The sequence below is a fragment of the Traorella massiliensis genome (assembly GCF_900104665.1).
Classification (GTDB): Bacteria; Bacillota_I; Bacilli_A; order Erysipelotrichales; family Erysipelotrichaceae; genus Traorella; species Traorella massiliensis.
Genome location: NZ_LT629966.1, coordinates 152,195 through 172,102, shown reverse-complemented (window position 1 = coordinate 172,102; position 19,908 = coordinate 152,195). Strand labels below are relative to the sequence as shown.

21 protein-coding genes and 1 other annotated feature are annotated in these 19,908 nt (G+C 36.5%); of the genes, 19 read left to right on the top strand and 2 right to left on the bottom strand.

Annotated features, from left to right (window positions below; translation table 11 throughout):
- Positions 1 to 47 precede the first annotated feature (47 nt).
- On the bottom strand, positions 48 to 1,319 hold the full coding sequence (locus BQ5367_RS01070; RefSeq protein ID WP_235858716.1) for an ISL3 family transposase: 1,272 nt from the start codon (positions 1,317 to 1,319) through the stop codon (positions 48 to 50).
- Between the two features lie 322 nt (positions 1,320 to 1,641).
- Entirely contained in the window at positions 1,642 to 2,352 is a 711-nt protein-coding gene (locus BQ5367_RS01065; protein ID WP_071440742.1) for an alpha/beta hydrolase, read from the bottom strand.
- A 106-nt stretch (positions 2,353 to 2,458) separates the two neighbouring features.
- Here BQ5367_RS01065 and BQ5367_RS01060 point away from each other — a divergent pair, with 106 nt between their 5' ends.
- The 19 genes from BQ5367_RS01060 (at position 2,459) to BQ5367_RS00970 (ending at position 19,908) form a co-directional block, all read left to right on the top strand.
- Positions 2,459 to 2,926, top strand: coding sequence for a DUF4352 domain-containing protein (locus BQ5367_RS01060; protein WP_071440741.1), 468 nt, complete (start codon positions 2,459 to 2,461; stop codon positions 2,924 to 2,926).
- A 117-nt stretch (positions 2,927 to 3,043) separates the two neighbouring features.
- Positions 3,044 to 4,141 carry an aldo/keto reductase gene (locus BQ5367_RS01055; protein WP_071440740.1) on the top strand — a complete coding sequence of 366 codons (1,098 nt, stop codon included), beginning with the start codon at positions 3,044 to 3,046 and terminating at the stop codon, positions 4,139 to 4,141.
- A 128-nt stretch (positions 4,142 to 4,269) separates the two neighbouring features.
- Positions 4,270 to 4,947: a response regulator transcription factor gene (locus tag BQ5367_RS01050; protein ID WP_071440739.1), complete on the top strand. Its 678-nt coding sequence runs from the start codon at positions 4,270 to 4,272 to the stop codon at positions 4,945 to 4,947.
- On the top strand, positions 4,940 to 6,124 hold the full coding sequence (locus BQ5367_RS01045) for a sensor histidine kinase (protein WP_071440738.1): 1,185 nt from the start codon (positions 4,940 to 4,942) through the stop codon (positions 6,122 to 6,124). The genes BQ5367_RS01050 and BQ5367_RS01045 overlap by 8 nt, the downstream gene beginning before the upstream one ends.
- Positions 6,125 to 6,191: 67 nt before the next feature.
- The gene (locus BQ5367_RS01040) at positions 6,192 to 6,980 is read left to right on the top strand and encodes a hypothetical protein (RefSeq protein WP_071440737.1); all 789 of its coding nucleotides are present in this window, start codon (positions 6,192 to 6,194) and stop codon (positions 6,978 to 6,980) included.
- A gap of 261 nt (positions 6,981 to 7,241) precedes the next feature.
- Complete coding sequence (locus BQ5367_RS01035) at positions 7,242 to 8,687, top strand: NAD(P)/FAD-dependent oxidoreductase (RefSeq protein ID WP_071440736.1); 1,446 nt, start codon at positions 7,242 to 7,244, stop codon at positions 8,685 to 8,687.
- On the top strand, positions 8,674 to 9,927 hold the full coding sequence (locus tag BQ5367_RS01030; RefSeq protein ID WP_071440735.1) for an NAD(P)/FAD-dependent oxidoreductase: 1,254 nt from the start codon (positions 8,674 to 8,676) through the stop codon (positions 9,925 to 9,927). Before BQ5367_RS01035 ends, BQ5367_RS01030 begins: the two co-directional genes overlap by 14 nt.
- Complete coding sequence (locus BQ5367_RS01025) at positions 9,924 to 10,289, top strand: DUF1667 domain-containing protein (RefSeq protein ID WP_071440734.1); 366 nt, start codon at positions 9,924 to 9,926, stop codon at positions 10,287 to 10,289. Before BQ5367_RS01030 ends, BQ5367_RS01025 begins: the two co-directional genes overlap by 4 nt.
- A 9-nt stretch (positions 10,290 to 10,298) precedes the next feature.
- On the top strand, positions 10,299 to 11,135 hold the full coding sequence (locus tag BQ5367_RS01020) for an aldose epimerase family protein (RefSeq protein ID WP_071440733.1): 837 nt from the start codon (positions 10,299 to 10,301) through the stop codon (positions 11,133 to 11,135).
- A 10-nt stretch (positions 11,136 to 11,145) separates the two neighbouring features.
- Entirely contained in the window at positions 11,146 to 12,045 is a 900-nt protein-coding gene (locus BQ5367_RS01015; protein WP_071440732.1) for an ROK family protein, read from the top strand.
- On the top strand, positions 12,046 to 13,281 hold the full coding sequence (locus BQ5367_RS01010; protein ID WP_071440731.1) for an aminopeptidase: 1,236 nt from the start codon (positions 12,046 to 12,048) through the stop codon (positions 13,279 to 13,281).
- Positions 13,282 to 13,319: 38 nt separating this feature from the next.
- Positions 13,320 to 13,518, top strand: a binding site (T-box leader).
- A gap of 29 nt (positions 13,519 to 13,547) precedes the next feature.
- The gene (gene thrS / locus BQ5367_RS01005) at positions 13,548 to 15,290 is read left to right on the top strand and encodes a threonine--tRNA ligase (RefSeq protein WP_071440730.1); all 1,743 of its coding nucleotides are present in this window, start codon (positions 13,548 to 13,550) and stop codon (positions 15,288 to 15,290) included.
- Positions 15,278 to 16,189: a hypothetical protein gene (locus BQ5367_RS01000; RefSeq protein WP_071440729.1), complete on the top strand. Its 912-nt coding sequence runs from the start codon at positions 15,278 to 15,280 to the stop codon at positions 16,187 to 16,189. Before thrS ends, BQ5367_RS01000 begins: the two co-directional genes overlap by 13 nt.
- A 64-nt stretch (positions 16,190 to 16,253) precedes the next feature.
- Positions 16,254 to 16,994 carry an ABC transporter permease gene (locus tag BQ5367_RS00995; RefSeq protein ID WP_071440728.1) on the top strand — a complete coding sequence of 247 codons (741 nt, stop codon included), beginning with the start codon at positions 16,254 to 16,256 and terminating at the stop codon, positions 16,992 to 16,994.
- Positions 16,995 to 17,182: 188 nt separating this feature from the next.
- Positions 17,183 to 17,665, top strand: coding sequence for an NADH-quinone oxidoreductase subunit NuoE family protein (locus BQ5367_RS00990; RefSeq protein WP_071440727.1), 483 nt, complete (start codon positions 17,183 to 17,185; stop codon positions 17,663 to 17,665).
- 1 nt (position 17,666) lies between these two features.
- Positions 17,667 to 18,014 carry a hypothetical protein gene (locus tag BQ5367_RS00985; protein ID WP_071440726.1) on the top strand — a complete coding sequence of 116 codons (348 nt, stop codon included), beginning with the start codon at positions 17,667 to 17,669 and terminating at the stop codon, positions 18,012 to 18,014.
- 16 nt (positions 18,015 to 18,030) lie between these two features.
- The gene (locus BQ5367_RS00980) at positions 18,031 to 18,417 is read left to right on the top strand and encodes an ATP-binding protein (protein ID WP_071440725.1); all 387 of its coding nucleotides are present in this window, start codon (positions 18,031 to 18,033) and stop codon (positions 18,415 to 18,417) included.
- On the top strand, positions 18,414 to 19,586 hold the full coding sequence (locus BQ5367_RS00975) for a (Fe-S)-binding protein (protein ID WP_071440724.1): 1,173 nt from the start codon (positions 18,414 to 18,416) through the stop codon (positions 19,584 to 19,586). The genes BQ5367_RS00980 and BQ5367_RS00975 overlap by 4 nt, the downstream gene beginning before the upstream one ends.
- The gene (locus tag BQ5367_RS00970) at positions 19,576 to 19,908 is read left to right on the top strand and encodes a hypothetical protein (RefSeq protein ID WP_071440723.1); all 333 of its coding nucleotides are present in this window, start codon (positions 19,576 to 19,578) and stop codon (positions 19,906 to 19,908) included. Before BQ5367_RS00975 ends, BQ5367_RS00970 begins: the two co-directional genes overlap by 11 nt.

Sequence of the window (19,908 nt, the reverse complement as noted above, 5' to 3'; positions counted from 1 at the left end):
TTTCTGTTCAAAATCACTTGTATTATCGTTATATACTGTAGCTGTTTTTAAATTTTAAAAGTGTCTTTTTTATTCAGGCAGTAAAGTATTCTGTTACGGGTTCTTTTGAAATTTCTAAACCCGTTTGCATTCATCATCAGTCTTTCCAGCTGATTGTTTCTTGATTCAATATAGCTGTTGTTGATTCTTCTGCCGCTGACAGCAGAAAATGAATGGACGATCTCTTCATTCCAGTTAATCAAAAGATTGTAGAAGCCAGCATATTCACTGATTCCGGAATCTGCAAACTGCCGGATCTGATCTGCAAGCTTTTCCTTTGCATTCTGCACGCAGCAGGACTCGTTGAAGAGAATATAGCCTTCTTTCAGTTCATAGGCTTTCTTCAGATCAGGGAAACGCTCAAACAGGATGGTCTGCATGTCTCTGTAGTTCATGCGGCGCTTGAATCTTTTATTGTACTTAGGATCGTTGTCGAGATTGAAGCCATGACTGAAGATATACTTGAACTTTGTAAGAAGATACCGGAGATTTTCATCTTCGGTGTTTCTTCTGCACCTCAGACGGACAGCTCTGAAGGCCTCAGTGAGATGTTTGAGAACGTGAAAGGAATCGGCGCAGATGAGAGCTTTAGGAAAATAAATCTGAGCAATGATTTTATAAGGCTTGTAGAGATCAATCGAGACATATCTGACATTGTCGAGTTCGCTTTTTCCGGTCTTTTCATCGTAAGTATCCAGCCGCACTTTAGTAAAATAGCCGGCAAGATAATCTTTTTTTCTGTCAGGAAGCACATCGATGATGGTGCCGTCCTCAAAATCCATCAGAAGACAGCAGTAGAGAGAATCATAGCTGGATTCAGGAAAATGGTGTTCATCGATAGACAGGACTTCCGGCAAAGGCTTTCTGGGGATATTGACATGGGCATCAAAGATGCGCTGGACTTTGGTGGCAGAAAGATGATAGCGGGCAGCCGTAGAAGTGTAGGTATTATTGACGAACTTGAGATCCTTGAGAACATTGACCTTGGTTTCAAAGGTCACATTTTCAGAAGAATTGATGAAAGGATTCTCTTCAAAGAAAGTCATCTCACACGAATCACATCTGAATCTTCTGCGTTCATAAAAGATGGTGCATTTTCTGTTGACAAGAGTGGAATGGATCAGTTTTCTTAAGGAATAGCCATGGATATGGACTTTTCCGCCGCATACAGGGCAGCAGATATCTTTCTTGGCTTTCAGTCTGATTCTAAGATTTACAGAACCGTCAGAAAGATCAAAGGAATCAATCTTATCAATATTATCCGGTTTAATGTTCAGCATATCTGTGATAAACTTATGTAAGGACATGAATATGTCTACCTCCTTTTCTGTATAAAGTGATTTTGAACACACACATTATACGACAAGGAGGATTTTATTTTACAAGCAAAAACCACAGAAATGTCATAGGACTACCACAAAAACTGTTATACCAGACCACATAGTCACATAATTTTCACATAACCACATTTTCTGTTATAGGGGTAACCACACCACACGATATGGTATATACCGGAAAAAAATAGCTATAAACCAGCTATTTTTTTTCTATGTTTCATTTTTGACAGATAATAAGTTATTTACATATAGCTTTGGATATAAATCATTTTTTTGATGGGAGCAGTTTATCATGAAGAAAATCATCAATTAAAAGAAAAGCAATATCCTGAACACTTTGATCTTGCAGAAGCCGATGCTTTCCACCGTGGAGAAAGATACATTTTTTCTGATCATGGGGAATCTGTTCATATGCCCATTCACTGCTTTTAAGCGGAATGACTTCATCTTCATCTCCCTGTATGAGCAATACAGGACAGTTAACTTTACGAATATCATTCTTATGTTCTTTTACACATCCCATAAAAGCACTATAGAAATTTCGTGGCATCGAAGGTTTACCTTCATCATTGCCACTTAAAAGCTTTTTCCCTGTCTTAATTGCAATACCGGCATAGTTTTCAATGTTGAAATGAATGAAAGCCGGTGCTATTAGAATTAATTTTTCAATAGGATATTTACTGGCAAGATAGGAAGCAATGACTCCACCCATAGAAAATCCTAAAAGATAAACCTTCTTATTTTGATTCAAAGCTTGTTGAAGCTTATTTTCCGCAACGAGGATCCACTTATTGTAGTCATCATCGCTTTCATCATTAATGTCAAACATATTAAAGCTTATAATTTCAATTTTAAAATCAGCAGCATATTCAATAAAGTCATCCATTTCATGCTTGCGGTTCACACCAAAACCATGAATCGTAATTAAAACTTTATCTTCATTTTTATGAAATAATTTTTTTAAATTCTCAAACATAGTATCACCTGTTTCAATTATAACATGTTTTAAACAAACAGACTATTCTAGGATTCGACAAAAACAACCTCTAACTTGTCATAATATAGAAGAGGGAGGAAATGTTATGGATTTAATTAAAATCAGAAAAAATAAAACGCAGCTACATTTGCTTTGTAAAGATCATATACCTAATTTTGCTATGAAAAATGAATTTCAGACCATTACCTTTTCATTGAAGATCAATCGTCTGGAAATTCATGAAGATGAATATTTTGGTTATGTGATTGAAGAGGGAGGCGCCTTTTTATGCATTGATCTTACAATAAAAAATCTTACAGGCGAGATTTTATCCTTTTCAAGAAGTGATTTTTTAATTAGCTATGATCGTGATGGGCCCTTTGATGCGGAAGAATATTTTGGGGCTGATAATCAGTTTAACGACCTGCTGGTTATTCAGCCTTTTGAATCAGTAAATGGAAAATATGTATATACTATCAGTAAAAGTGCAAAAAAGATTGCTTTTAAATACTATGAATCATATGATGATCAGCATATGAAAGAATATCGTCTTCGTTATGTGATCTCACAATAAAAAGAGCTTAGGCTCTTTTTCTTTGTAGAATTTTCATATTTGCTTGACTTGAAGCAGGCAGAAGATGTTACAATAAATATATGAATTATACATATCATTCATAGGGAGGAAAAAAAGATGGAACTCAGAGAAAAATTTGGTTTTGGATGTATGCGTTTTCCCATGAAGGGAAAAGAAGTAGACCTTGAACAAGTAAATCAGATGGTTGATGAATTTATTGAAGCGGGTTTCAATTATTTTGATACGGCACATGGTTATTTGGATGGTGCAAGTGAAACAGCACTAAGAGAATGTTTAGTTCAACGTTATCCACGTGATGCTTATTATCTGACAAATAAGCTAACTTCAACTTTTTTTCAGACACATGAAGATTTACAGCCTTTTTTTGAAAAACAGCTGAGACAGTGCGGAGTAGATTATTTTGATTATTATCTTCTACATGCAATGAATCTTGAATATTATAAAAAGTTTACGGAATGTGGGGCTTTTGAGTTTGTACAAGAACTAAAACAAACAGGAAAGATCAGACATATTGGTATGTCTTTTCATGATCAGCCAGAAGTATTGAATCAGATCTTAAATGAACATCCTGAAATTGAAGTCGTTCAAATTCAATTTAATTATCTTGATACCGATAATCCGAATGTTGAAAGTGATAAAGTATATGAGGTATGTGTAAAACATCAAAAGCCAGTCATTGTCATGGAGCCGGTACGTGGTGGCCGATTAGCTGATTTACCAGAAGAGGCAGGAAAAGTGTTAGATAGCTTAAATGGCGGTTCATATGCAAGTTATGCTCTACGATATGCTGCCAGCTTTGATCAGGTATTTATGGTTCTTAGCGGTATGAGCAGCATCGAACAGGTACATGATAATCTTGCAACGATGAAAAACTTTAAAAAAATGAATGAAGAAGAATTTAAAGCCGTTGCGAAAGTGCGTGAGATCTTAAAAACACTTGATCAAATCGAATGCACAGCTTGTCAATATTGTGTGGCCGGTTGTCCAAAACAAATACCAATACCTGATATATTTGCCATTTATAATACAAAAAAAATTTATAATGACTGGACAAGTATGAGCAATTATAAAAAATGTACTGAAAATAAAGGAAAAGCTTCAGATTGTATTAAATGCGGTAAGTGTGAACATGCCTGTCCGCAGCATTTAAAAATTCGTGATCTATTGCAGGAAGCGACAAAGATTTTTGAATAATGAATGAATGCATTGAATCTTTAAAGATTTAATGCATTTTCATTCATTTATGCATATCATCTATTGAAACATCTTTGATTTTAAGTTATTTTAATCTAAACCATATAAAATAAAAAAGAGGTAGGACTATGCGAATATTATTATGTGAAGACGAAAGAGAATTATCAAATGCGATTGTTGCTATTTTAAAACATCATAATTATACGGTGGATGCTGTTTATGATGGAACGGATGCTTTAGATTATGCTATTAGCGGGGAATATGATGTTATCTTATTAGATATCATGATGCCTAAGATGAATGGTTTAGAAGTATTGAGACAATTACGGAAAATTCATGTTTATACACCTGTCCTGGTCCTTAGTGCAAAATCAGAGATTGAGGACAGGATTACAGGATTAGATATGGGAGCGGATGATTATCTTCCTAAGCCTTTTTCAATGGCAGAAATGCTGGCTCGTATACGGGCATTGACGAGAAGAAAAAATGAAGTGATGGAGAACGTTCTGACATTTGCTGATTTGACATTAGATCGATTAACTTATGAGTTAATTGTTAAAGATGAGCGGATACGCTTAAGTAATCGTGAATTTCAAATGATAGAAATGTTGATGAGTCATCCAAGTGTGGTGATTTCTACTGAAAATTTTATGGATCGGATATGGGGATTTGATTCAGATGCGGAAATCAATGTTGTATGGGTCTATATCAGTGCTTTGCGAAAAAAGCTGAATCAGCTGGGGGCTCATGTGATTATCAAGGCAGCTAGAGGAGTTGGTTATACGCTGGAGGAAAAAGATGGTTAAGGTCTATCAGCATCGCTTTATCAAGACGATGATGATATCACTGACACTGATTTTACTTGTCGTGCTTACACTAGTCAACATTTTAAATTTCTATCAGCTGTATCAAAAAGTGAATCATAAAGCAGATTATTTGATTCAACATGATGGCAAGCTTCCTTATTTTAACGAAATAAAAAAAGAAATAAGAAATGACACGATGTTTGAAACAAGATTTTTTACGGTTAAATATGAGAATGGTGAGATTTCTGAAGTCAATACTTCGCATATTGCCTCTATTTCCCGATCGGAAGCTGAAGAATATGCTTTTCAGATTGAATGGGATCCTAGAGGAATCATCAATGATTATTTTTATCGCACTAGCGGTGATGAAGAAAATGGGATGATCGTATTTATCAATATCCATAATCAGATGGATGCAATCCAGGCTGTTTTTGTGTCTTCGATCTGGATCGTTCTTATTTCTCTTTTAATTTTATTCATTATCGTTTATTTCGCATCAAAAAGAGCAATTCTGCCTATCGTGAGAGAAATTGAACAGCAAAAACGTTTTATCACGGATGCAGGACATGAAATTAAGACACCACTAGCTATTATTTCCGCAAATAATGAAGTTTTAAAAATGGAAATAGGAGAAAACGAGTGGATAAAAAGTTCACAGAATCAGATTATTCGTTTAAATGAACTGGTAAAGAAGCTTCTTATGCTTTCAAAGATGGAAGAAAGCAGAGAAATAGAAATGACTCATGTCAATATGAGCAAGTGTCTAGAAAAAACACTTTTGGAATTCCGACCATTGCTTGATCAAAAGCAGGTACATTTAAAAAAGAATATTCAAAAGGACGTTGTTGTGAGTGCAGATGCTGCTTGTATGCAGACATTAATCGATATATTATTAGAAAATGCATTAAAATATATTAGTGAACCATTTGAGATTTCTGTTAGTTTGAGCCTGCATAACCGAAGATGTATCTTAGAAGTTTATAATAGCTGTGAGCCATTTGCGGGTGATCCTAATTTACTTTTTGAAAGGTTTTATCGTGGAGATGAAGCACATTCTTCAAATGTTAGCGGTCAAGGTATCGGTCTTTCAATTGCTAAGGCAATTATGGATATTCATCATGGAAAGATCAGTGCTCAAATGTTTCATAATGGAATACTTTTTAAAGTAGAACTATAAGAAGCTTCTTTTGAATTCTTTTTGCATTCATTCATTAAATAGAGTATAATAGTTCAAAGGTGGGAAAATGATTGAATTTATTAAACGAAATAAAATATTCTCGGGATGCCTGATTATTTGTTTGCTGGTTATTGCAGGCTTAACAGCACGTCTTGTTATTGGACAGCTGCGAGGGGAAGTAAATCCTGATCTTCCTCTGATAGATGATCCATCAGAAGAAGTGGATCCTCAGATTTCACTTTTTAGTGGTGAATTTGATGACGAACAAAAGACTATATCACTGATATGGGATTATCAGCTAAATGATCACTCTTTTGATAAAGTAGAGCTGTATTATGGAGATACGCTGATCAGCACATTTACAAATGAAATGGAAACTTCCGTTTCTATTTTCGATCATGGAATCGTTACAGGAGATAATACGTTTGAACTAAGACTTTATTATGATGAAGGAGTCGTAGTGAATGCTCAAGCAGATATATTTGTTGATTATGTGTTTGATATTGATATGAATGTTCAGGCAGTAGATAATAATCTTGGCAAAGGGTATTTGTTTACGATTGAATATCAATATAATACGAATACACCGGTAGGTATTCCGATCATTCACATTAATTCAAGTATTTCTTCTTCATGGGATGCTAGTTATATTGGCAGAGCTGTTCAGGAGCGTCAAGGAAATTACCAAAAAATTAGGGCTTACTATATAGTCTATATGACTGATTTTCCAAATGAGACTGTTACATGGGACTTCTCATATAATTTTAAAAGTGTGGGTGTTCGTGTAAGCGATACTTTTAGAGAAAATCCAAGTGAAGCAGTTTTTAATCAAGAGAATATTCAGGTTTCTAAATAAAACAGATAAGGTATTTTAAAATGCTATCTGTTTTTTTCATATGTCTATTTTGACGGACAGACGGATAATGGAAAAGATTATCTGTGAAATGGCTGCTTCTAAAATAAAGAGGCTGAAGAATCAGGTATGCGATTAAGCTTTTATCTGACAGGATTATTTGCAGGTGAGTTGCAGGATGGTGAAAAAAAAGGATATTTGAAAGCGTTTACTTGTATTTTTGTTTATTCTTTTTTATAATAATAAAGTAAAGGAGATTTCAGTATGGAAGATATTATTATTATAGGTGGCGGTATCATTGGGTCGCTCATTGCTTATAATTGTTCGAAATATCACTGCAATGTGCTGCTTCTTGAGAAAGAAAATGATATTGCGAATAAATCAACGATGGCCAACAGTGCTATTATTCACGCCGGATATGATCCTGATGATTATTCATTGAAAGCTGAAATGAATATTCGCGGAGCTCGCAAGTATCCTTCCTTGTGTCGAGAACTAAAGGTTGATTTCAAGCAGATTGGCTCACTGGTCGTAGCTGTGAATGAGGACGAGGTTCACACATTGGAAAGACTGCATAAGCAAGCTGAAAAACGAGGAATCAGAACTCAGATGATTAATCGTGATGAAATATTAGTGCTGGAAGAAAATATTTCTGATGATGTTATCAAGGCGCTTTATTGTAAGCAGACAGGAATCGTTACACCATGGAAAGTTGCAATTGCTGCAATGGAAACAGCTATGAGCAATCAGTGTAAATGTGAACTGAATCAGGAAGTGAAGGCAATTACTGTAGAAAAAGATGGATTTATAGTAAAAACACAGGATCACACTTATCATGCGAAAATTGTTATCAACTGTGCTGGAATCTATGCTGATAAGATCAATGAAATGGTTACACATAAGAAAGATTTTAAAATTCTGCCACGTAAGGGGGAATATTATGTCTTATCAAAAAATGCATCTAATTTTGTTAAACATGTAATTTACCCTGCACCTACGAAAAAAGGAAAGGGTGTATTAGTTACACCAACAATACATGGTAATATTTTATTGGGCCCAACTGCGTCTGAGCAAATTGATCGTGAGGATAATTCGACCAGTGAACGTGGGTTAACATTTGTCCGTGAAAAAGTTGAAAAGATCGTCAAAAATGTTCCTTATGATGAAATCATTCATAGTTTTAGCGGACTTCGTGCACCATGTGCCGATAATGATTTTATCATAGGAGAAAGCAGTGTTAAAAATTTTATCAATGTTGCGGCTATTGATTCACCAGGATTAGCAAGTGCTCCGGCAATTGCTGAAATGGTTGTCAATGATTATGTTTTAAAACGCTTGAATTTATCAAAAAGGATGTTTTTTGCACATCGTGTCAAAAATGTAGTGATCAATGAATGCAGTACAGATGAAAAAGAAAGATATATTGCCCATAATCCAAAATATGGGCGAATTATATGCCGTTGTGAACAGGTGAGTGAGGGTGAGATCATTGACTGTATTAGACGAAAGTGCGGAGCTCGCAGTGTTGTGGCGGTAAAGAAAAGAGTTCGTCCAGGCATGGGTAAATGTCAGGGAGGATTCTGTGAACCGCTTGTTGTAAAAATACTTGCGAAAGAGCTGGGTATTTCACCAGCTGAAGTGGATTATAATGAGAAAGGAAGCCCGATTCTTGTCTGTGAAAGTAAAGGAGTGCGCCATGAGAAAGGTTGATTGTGTTATAGTTGGCGGAGGTAGTGCAGGTATGAGCTGTGCTATCGCAATTGCCAGATTTGGCATCAGAGATATTTTGATCATTGAAAAAGAAAAAGAACTGGGCGGTATTTTGAATCAATGTATTCATCATGGATTTGGTCTTCATATTTATAAAAAAGAATGTACAGGTCCTGAATATGCACAGCTATTGATCGAGTCACTAAAAAAATATCATATTGATGTCAAGCTGGATACGACCGTTATCAATATCAGTGAAGGCAAGAAAGTCATGTATGTCAATCGTTATGAAGGTGTTGTGGAGGTTCAGGCAAAAGCAATCGTAATGGCAAGCGGATGCATGGAAAAAAATCGAGGTATGATATCGATACCGGGTGATCGCTGTGCCAATGTTTTGACAGCAGGGACAGCACAACGCTATTTAAATATTGATGGCTATATGTGTGGAAAAAGAGTGTTTATTCTTGGCAGTGGGGATATTGGACTGATCATGGCTAGAAGAATGGTGCTGGAGGGTGCCCAGGTTTTGGGAGTCGCAGAGATCATGCCTTATTCAAATGGTTTAAGTCGAAATATCGTGCAGTGTTTAGAGGATTTTAATATTCCGCTTTATTTAAAAACAACAGTGACAAGAATCATTGGACGTCCAAAATTAGAAAGAATTGAATTAAGTTCAGTGGATGATAACCAAAAGCCTATTCAAGGAAGTGAATGGTATCTCGATGTTGACTGTCTGCTGCTTTCTATAGGTCTGCTTCCAGATATCAGTTTATTAAATAAGTTAAATGTAGAACGTGACTCACAAACCAAAAGTGTGTCTGTGAATGAGGCTTATGAGATGAGCCTTCCTGGTTTTTTTGCTTGTGGAAATGTTCTTCAGGTACATGACTTGGTCGATGATGTTTGCTTGGAAGCACAGGCATGCGGTATGGCAGTCGCACGTTATCTCAATGAAGGTTTTCATGAAGAAGAAGGTATTCCGGTATATGCCGGAGAAAATGTTACCCATGTCGTTCCACAGCATTTGCGTAAAGAAAATATGGAGGATGATTGCCGTTTTTCTTTCCGTGTAAAAAAACCGATGCGGGACTGTATTCTTCGCATTCGCAGTGGTGATCATATCCTTCGGGAAGTGAAAAAAAGAGTGATGCTTCCTGCGGAAATGGAAAAAATCAATTTAGAAAAAAGGATGTTAACGGATGCACAGAGTTTAATATTTGAAGTAAAGGAGGATGCATGATCAAGGAAATGGTTTGTATCATTTGTCCGATGAGCTGCCGGATGAGTGTAGAAATGGATAAGAAAAAAGTAATATCTGTAAGTCATAATGGCTGTGTAAGAGGTGTAAAATATGCTAATGAAGAGATGACAAATCCTACGAGGATGGTCACAAGTACCGTCGTATTAAAAAATGCTGCATTGACACGTCTTCCGGTGATGACACAAGCACCGGTACCTAAACGTAAAGTTGCAGATGTTATGAAACAAATCAATAAAGTAAAAGTAAAAGCACCTGTTAAGATGTATGATGTAATTATCGAAAATGTTGCTCGTACGGGTGTAAATGTAGTTGCATCCCGTTCGATGGATGCTATAAAGTAGGAGGAAAGTATGATAATTGAAAATGATGTTTTACGCCTTGAAGTCTGTGAGGCCGGTGGTGAAATCGCAAGTCTTAAATATAAGAAAAAAGATCTTGAAGTGATGTGGCAAGGGGATGAAAAACACTGGAAAGGTAAAAATCCAACACTGTTTCCCATGGTAGGAAATACGTATTCTAAAGATTATATGATCGATGGTAAGACCTATGCGATGAAAAATCATGGACTGATACGTTATGCTGTATTGAAATGTATCAAAAAAAGTGATGATGAGATCACGATGGAATTAAAAAGTGATGAAAATACGAAAAGTCAGTATCCTTTTGATTTTACTTATCAGATCAAATATAAATTAATTGGAAATCGAGTGATCGTTACTTATCTGATTACCAATGATTCATCACGTATCATGCCGTTTACATTTGGCTTGCATCCAGGTTTTAATGTACGTGATTTTACTAGCAGTACTTTGAAATTTGCATGTCCTGAAACCGCAACACAGATTCATATCCATGATGGTGTATGTGAGGAAAAGGTAAGTTTCGATCATTGGGATTTATCGCATGAAACGATTGCTAAGGAACAGACGATCGTATATAAAGATCTGAAAAGTCCTTATGTAGATTTAATCATGAATGAATATAAGATCCGTATGGCCATTGATGGTTTTCCATTTTTAGCTCTTTGGAGCAGTGATCCAGAAGCAAATTTTCTATGTATTGAACCATGGTATGGACATGGAGATTTTGAAAAGGTGGATGTACCCTTTGAGAAAAGAGAAGGCATGATGTCGCTTTCGCCAAATAAATCATTTATGACAAGTTACTGGTTTGAAGTTTATGAATAGGGAGATAGAAATGAAAACATATATCGGAGTAGATTTGGGTGGCACAAATGTACGTGTCGCCAAAGTAGATGAAAATGGAAAGATTCTTGAAGTTGTAAAAGAAAGTACTGAGATCGATCAGGGCGTCAGTCATGTCATGGATAAGATCGTGCGTATGATCACATCACTTGATCATTGGAAAGAATGTCAGGGCATTGGTTTAGGTGTTCCGGGTCCTGTAGATACTCAAAGAGGTGTCATGATGCTTTCTACGAATTTACCGGGATTTAAAGATTATCCATTATGTGAAGAAATTAGTCAACGATGCGGATTGCCGACTTATGCGGATAACGATGTAAATGTTGCTTGTCTTGCAGAAAGCTATCATGGTGCTGGAAAAGAGTATCCAATCTGTTACTATGTAACGATTTCTACGGGAATTGGCGGTGCCTTTACGGTTAATCATCAGCTTGTCAGCGGTATGGCGGGATATGCAGGTGAGATTGCAAATATCGTAATTGATCGTAATCGTCAAAAAGTTAATTACTTGAATGTGGGGGCTGTTGAAAATGAAGCGAGCGGACTTGCGATCACACGCAAAGGAAAAGAAGTGTTTGGTGATTCGATCAAACATGCAGGAGATGTTTTTGATCTTGCTCGCAGTGGTAATGAGAAAGCAGTAAAGATCGTTGATGAGATGACCTATGATCTGGCACTTTTGTTTGCGGATATTGCCTATGTCGTAAATCCGCATATCTTTGTTGTGGGTGGGGGATGTATGAAATCAAAAGATGTTTTCTTTGATAAGATGCAGGATATCTTTAAGACACTCGTTCATGAAGGGATGCGTTGTACTAAATTCAGTGAAGCTCGGCTTGAAGAGCCAGGATTAGTAGGAGCAGCGATGCTGCCAATGTCAAGAGGTAATTAAATGTTAGAAAAAAGATTAGATCAATATGCTAAACTGATCGCCATTAGTGGTGTTCATGTACAAAAAAATCAAAATGTAGTTATTCGTGCAGGTGTTGATAATGCATCTTTTGTCAGAAAACTGGTAAAAGCATGTTATGAAGCTCAGGCAAAAAAAGTGACGGTTGAATGGAATGATGCATTCATTAATCGTATGGATTATGAATATCAAAGTATTGAAGAGTTATGTGATGTCAAGGATTATACGATTGAAAAAATGAGAGATCAGTATGAAAGTGGCAGCTGTTTTATATCGATCACTTCACCGATTCCAGAAATCATGAAGGGGATTGATTCTAAAAAGATATCATCCCGTAATATTGCCTTTTCTAAACAGACAAAACCTTTTCAAAAATATACAAGTGCCAATCTGACACAATGGTGTGTCGTAGCAGCATCTAATAAGGTATGGGCCAAAAAGGTTTTTAGTGATCTTGATGAAGAAGAGGCCAATGAAAAATTATGGGACGCCATTCTTTCAAGCTGTCATGTTTTTGAAGATAATGATCCTGTATTGGCATGGAAGCAACATGATGAAGCTTTTGCACATCGTATTGCCCTGTTAAATGAATTGAATTTCAAGGAATTGCATTTTGTTAATGGTAAAGGAACAGATCTTTATGTTGCTTTAGCACCAAATCATATTTGGGCAGGTGGTTATGAAAAAACACAAAAGGATGAGATCATCTTTAATCCGAATATGCCAACTGAAGAAATCTTTACGATGCCTTATCGCAATCATGTGAATGGACGAGTTTATTCGACCAAACCATTAGATTATTCCGGTACGCTTATTGAAGACTTCTATCTTGATTTTAAAGATGGCAGAGTCGTTAATTATCACGCTGAAAAAGGAATGGAAGCCTTAAAAGAACTGATTGAGTTTGATGAAGGCAGTCATTACATTGGTGAGGTTGCGCTCGTTCCTTTCCATTCACCAATCTCACAGATGAATCTTTTATTTTATAATACCTTATTTGATGAAAATGCCAGTTGTCATTTAGCGTTAGGTGCTGCTTATCCAACGACACTCAAGAATGGTGAAAATATGACCGGTGAACAGCTTTTAGAAGCAGGTGCCAATGATTCTTTATTACATGTAGACTTTATGTTTGGCAGTGAAGATATGCATGTAATGGGAGTTGGCTTTGATGGTAAAGAAACGGATATTTTTGTACAGGGTGATTTTGTGATATAAAACATTTGACATTTTTCTTAATTGGGTGTTAAATAATGCCATAAGCGATGAATTGGACATGAATACTTGTGATTCAATCAAGAGAGATGTCGGGTGGTGCAAGACATTTTGATAGCCTGTATTTACTCCCAAGGAGCTGTCCTATGAAAATAGGACCGTAGATCTGCGTTAAAGAAAAGAGGTGTATGAAAATACACGAAATAAGGTGGTACCACGAACACGACTCTCGTCCTTTGGCAGAGTCGTTTTTTTATAGGAGGAGAGTTATGATCGATATTAAAGAAAATGAAAAGTTAAATGTATTGAATCATTCCTGTGCACATTTAATGGCGCAGGCAGTGAAGCATCTTTATCCTCAGGCAAAGTTTTGGGTAGGACCTGTTATCAGTGAAGGTTTCTATTATGACATTGACTTAGGAGATGATGTCATTCGTGATGAAGATCTTCCAAAGATCGAAAAGGAAATGAAGAAGATTGCTAAAGATGGCAAACGTATTGTCTGTGAACATCATACAAAAGCTGAAGCGAAGGAAATGTTTAAGGATGATGAATATAAGCTTGACTTGATCGAAGGATTGGAAGAGGGAAGCATTACTTGTTATCGACAGGGAGATTTTGTAGATCTTTGTCGTGGACCTCATGTGGAAAGTGTGAAGCTTTTAAAGAATTTTAAGCTTTTGAAACATTCTGGTGCTTATTGGAAAGGTGATAAGAATAATAAGATGCTTCAAAGAATCTATGGTGTCTGCTTTGAAACAGCTGAAGATCTGCAGAAACACTTGGATCTATTAGAAGAAGCAAAACAAAGGGATCATAAAAAACTAGGTAAAGAATTGGAATTATTCATGATGAGTGAATATGCACCAGGGGCTCCGTTCTTTTTACCAAATGGTATGATTCTTAGAAATGAACTTGAAAAGTTCTGGTATGATGAACATACTAAAGAAGGCTATGAATTTATTAAAACACCAATCATGATGTCCAAGGAATTATGGGAAGTGAGTGGACACTGGTATAATTATCGTGAAAATATGTACACTTCGATGGTGGATGATCGTGAGTTTGCAATCAAACCAATGAATTGTCCAGGAAGTATGCTTGTTTATAAGAACTCTTTACATTCTTATAAGGATCTTCCAATTCGTATGGGTGAGTTAGGGCAGGTACATCGTCATGAAGCTAGTGGAGCATTGAATGGATTATTCAGAGTTCGTACGTTTACACAGGATGATGCTCATATCTTTATGCGTATGGATCAGATCGAAAGTGAAGTTATATCTTTGATTCGTTTTATCGACCGTGTTTATGCAATCTTTGGTTTAACTTATGACATTGAATTAAGCACCCGTCCTGAGGAAAAGTATATTGGTGAGCTTGAGGTATGGGAAAGAAGTGAAGCAGCTTTAGCAAAGGCTTGTGAGGCTGCTGGCAAGACATATAAGATCAATCCAGGTGATGGAGCATTCTATGGACCTAAGCTGGATTTCCATATCAAAGATTCATTAGGAAGAGTATGGCAGTGTGGTACGATTCAGTTAGATATGAACCTTCCAGAAAGATTTGATCTTACTTATGTAGATGAACATGGAGCTAAAGTAAGACCAGTTATGTTACATCGTGTCATCTTCGGTTCAGTTGAACGTTTCATCGGTATCTTGATCGAACACTTTGGCGGCAAGTTCCCAATGTGGCTGGCACCTGTACAGGTAGAAGTGATCCCGGTCCATCATGAACATCATTATGAATATGCGAAAATGATCAATGATGAATTAAATAAGCTTGGCTTTAGAAGCAAATTAGATGCAAGAAATGAAAAATTGGGTTATCGTATTAGAGAAGCACAGATGAAAAAGATACCTATAGAATTAGTAGTAGGTGACGGTGAAAAAGAAAATCATACAGTAACGATTCGCCGCCAAGGTCATAAAGAATCTAAAACGGTATCATTTGATGAATTTGTGAAGATGCTTCAGAAAGAAATAGAGGATAAAGTAAGATGCGACATTTAAAATCATTAATGGCAGCTGCTCTGCTTTTGGCAGGCTGCTCAACTACAACAACAGAACCTGTCAAGGTACTTTCACCAACAGGAGCTCCAGCTCTTTCACTTTTAGAAGCAGCAAGTGAAGAAAGCGAAAATACATTTGAATTTGTAACTGGTAGTGAAGTTTTAAGTGCAGAACTTGTGAAAGAGGACAGTGAATATGATGTCATTATTGCACCAGTAAATCTTGGTGCAAAGATGATTGAAGCAGGGAATAGCCCTTATCGTTTAAAAGCGGTTATTACATGGGGAAATCTTTATTTAGTAGGTACAAGTGAAAATGCTTTAAATGAAGAAGGTACTTTCGCAAGTTTCGGTGAAGGAAGCGTAACGGATTTTGTTTTACGTCAGGCAGTAGATTTAGATAATATCACACCTGAAGTTGTTATGTACTCAAGCGCTCAAGATGTTCAGGGAGCTTTATTGAGTGGTAATGCTAATTGTGGTATGCTGGCAGAACCTGCTGTAACGGCAACGATTCAGAAAGCAAAAGAGCAGGGAATCGAACTTCAGGTCATCGCCAATCTTCAAACAGCTTATCAGGAAAAGATGAAAACAGAATTAGAGGGCTTCCCTCAGGCTGCAATCTTTGTGAAAGAAGGCAGTGAAGATAAAAGTGCTGATTTAATGAGTACTATTGAAACTTTTGTCAATGAAACAGCGCTCAACGATCCTGATAAGATCGAAGAACTGGTAGATACGATTGGTGTAGATACTTTAGGTGTACCAAGTGCAGCAATTTCAAAAGCTACATGGGAAAGACAAAGCATTCGTTATGTGGAAGCGAGTGAATGCATTGATGATCTGACGACACTGCTTTCATTGATGAATATTGATTTCAATGAAGAGATGCTTTCTAAATAATCTTTAAAAGGGAGGTCACCGTATCTCCCTTTTCTTTTTATTTAAAATTGAGTATAATAGCAGTATGAAAAAACGCAGTCTAATCACAATCGTTATTTTATTGATATTATGGATCGTAAGTGGAGAAATGATAAATAATCCGATTAAGCTCCCTTCTTTTTTTGATGTCGCTGAAAGAATGTTTGAATTAGCAAAAAGTGCAATTTTTTATGAGGCTTTTGCTTATACGCTGGCAAGAAGCTTTTTTGGGCTTTTATTAGCATTGTTTATAGGAGTTTTATTAGGAATATGTAGTGGTATCAGTCGTAAATTTGAAGAATACTTTGAACCTATTTATACGATACTTAAAAGTATTCCGAATGTTTCTTATATATTAATTGTTTTGATTTGGACAAATTCAAAGATTGCTACCTGTGTTATAGGGTTTATGGTCATGTTTCCCATGACCTATGCCAATACATTAAGTGGTATGAAAAGTATTGAAAATAAATATTTAGATCTTATGCGAATCTATCCTGTAAGAAAAACTTACAAGATTTTTAAAGTTTATCTGCCTTTGATCTCGCATTATATCTATGCTTCTTTTTCAAATGGTCTAGGGCTTACATTTAAAGTAGGTATCATGGCAGAGATCTTAGGCTCAGTATCTCCAGGAATGGGGCGACAGTTTCAGCTGTGTCGTATCAATGTAGATATGATTGGTATCTTCGCATGGACGATCTGGCTTATCGTATTTTTGATTGTTTTTGAATCATTATTGAAATTGATAGAAAACAGATTATTAAAATATAAAGAAACAGATTGAGAATCATTTGCTACAGGAACTGTATGAGTGAAAATTGATCAATTTCATGACTCATCACAGTTCTTTTATTATGAAGAAATAGAAAAAGGCGAATTTGTGATAGAAATAACAAAAGAGGGTTTTCTAAAAGAGAGAAAAATGTTAAAATAATTTCATGAAGTTTTTTGATTCAGAAGGAAGGTTGTCAAATGGAAAAGATAAATGCTGAAACAAGAAAAAAAATTGATGAGATTGTCGCAAGACACAAAGGAAAAATGGGACCTGTCAAATTGATGCTGCATGATGTTCAAAATGAATGTGGCTATATCCCATTCGAAGCGATGTTGAAGATTGCTGATGCCTGTGATGTAAGCGTTGCCAATGTATATGGAGTAGTTACTTTTTATGCACAGTTTACGACGCAGCCAAAAGGCAAGCATGTTATTAATGTCTGCATGGGAACAGCTTGTTATGTAAAAGGAGCTCAGCAATTATTAGAAACGATATGCGAGGCTTGTGACTGTGAGGTCAATAAGACAAGTCCGGACGGCTTGTTTTCGATTGATGCAACACGCTGTCTTGGTGCCTGTGGTTTAGCTCCGGTAGCTATTATCGATGGTAAGGTACATGGTAATATCACGGATATGAATGAAGTAAAGCAGCTGATTAGTGCGATAGCTGCAAGTGAATAATATGAAATTAAATGATATTATAGAAGCCGTACATGGCGAATGGCTTGTTTGCTGTGACAGCGAATGTGAGATTAATTATGGGTTTTCTTCGGATCTGATGAGTGATGCTTTGGCATTGATTCAACAGTATTCGGAAGAAACAGTATTGATTACAGGATTATGTAACTCCCAAAGCATTCGTACGGCAGATATGCTGGATATTCATACTATATTGATCGTAAGAGGGAAAAAATACAATGAGGAAGAAATTGCATTGGCGAAAGAGATGAAGATCAATGTGATGACGACTCCTTTAACGATGTTTGAAACATGTGGCATTTTACATGCTAAAGGATTAAAGAGTGTTTAAAGAGACATATCCTATCATGCGTGAAGATTATGCGAATGCCGGCAAGGTATCAACGAATGTCAAAAGCCTGCTAAAGCAGTTAGGACTTCCTGCTGATATCTTACGTAGAATTGCGGTTGCCTGTTATGAGGCGGAAATCAATATGATCATTCATTCTTATGGAGGCGAAGTCGTTTTGGAAATCAGTGAAGAAGGTATCTATCTTTTGTTTAAAGATACAGGTCCTGGAATTGCTGATGTGGAGAAGGCGATGAAACCCGGATATTCGACAGCTTCGGGAAAAGCATTGGAATTTGGCTTTGGTGCCGGCATGGGTCTTCCGAATATTAAAAGAGTTTCGGATACATTTGATCTAAAAACATCTCCTGAAGGAACATGCTTAAGGATAGGATTTCATATATGAGAGTCATTACTTATACACTTCATAAGTGTGTAAAATGTATGCGCTGTTTGAAAACGTGTCCGTTTGAAGCTATTACGATCAAAGATGAAAGAGTACTTATATCCGCAGATAAATGTATTAACTGTGGGGCGTGTATCAGTGCCTGCAAGCATTCTGGATTGAGTGCAAAAGGATCAACACTGGTTGATTTGCAGAATTATAAGATAAAAATTGGTCTGGTTCCAAGTTCGATCTATTGTGATTGTTCTAATGAAACAGACGCGCGGCGTTTAAATGCAGCCTTATTAAAACTCGGCTTTGATGAATTAGTGAGTTTAAGTCCTTATGAGGGCGCTGTTTATGAAAAAGTAAATGATCTTTTAAAAGAAAAGAAAGAACTTTATATTTCTTCGTTTTGTCCAGTTGTCAATGAATTGATTGAAAAGCAGTATCCGATGCTGCTGGATAACCAAATCAATTTTGAATATCCTTCTGTATTGGCTGCAAAAGATGTTCGTCAGAAATATGGCAAGGATGCAGGAATCTTCTTATTATGTGAATGTCCTGCTAAACTGGCATTCGGAAAATATCCATATGGCAATATAAATAGTGAGATCGATCACTGTCTTTCAATCGTTGATTTATTTCCTAATATCAATGCTTATCGTAATCAGGATGAAGCTGATGCTGAATTATGTAAAGAAGGCATTCGCTCAGTAGCCTGTGGGCTAGGACAGCGATTTGATGCTCAAATCTTATCTGTTAATGGAATGGATAAGGTTCGCAGGGCTTTAGAATTGAGTGAATTTGGTCTGTTGAAAGAAGTGAAATATTTGTCACTGAGTGCTTGTTTTAATGGCTGTATCGGTGGACAGTTCTTATGGGGCAATCCTTTTAATGGAAGGATCAATATGCATGAACTGATGAAAACGGCTCATGGGAAAATAAAGAATTATACGCTTGAAGAACTTCAGAAAGAAAAAGATGATTTAAAGCTGCAGCCAAAGAATATGATGGAGCAGCTGAAACGTTTCAGTACGGTTAATGAAATATTTGATCATCTGCCGGGATTTGATTGTGGAGCCTGTGGTTATCCATCTTGTCGAAGCATGGCAGAAGCAATCGCTGATGGACAACAGCAATTAGGCGACTGTCGAATTATTAAAAGGAGAGAAAAAGATGCGAGTTAAAGAGTTTGCGCAAAAAACAGGGTTTAAGATATGGGCGAGCGACAAAGCCTTAGAAAGAGAAATTGCAGGCGTTTTTGTAGGCGATCTTTTAAGCTGGGTCATGGGTAACTGTGAAGCCGATCAGATATGGATTACTGTGCAAAGTCATCTTAATAGTGTTGCTGTAAGCGCTTTAAAAGAAATAAGCGTGTTAGTGATTGCTCAGGGAGCACCTATTGAACAGGAAATGATCGATAAGGCACTCGAAGAGGATATTGCTTTATGTGCGTGTGAACTTCCTGCATACGAAATCTGTAAGAAGTGTGTGGAGTTAGGCTTGTAG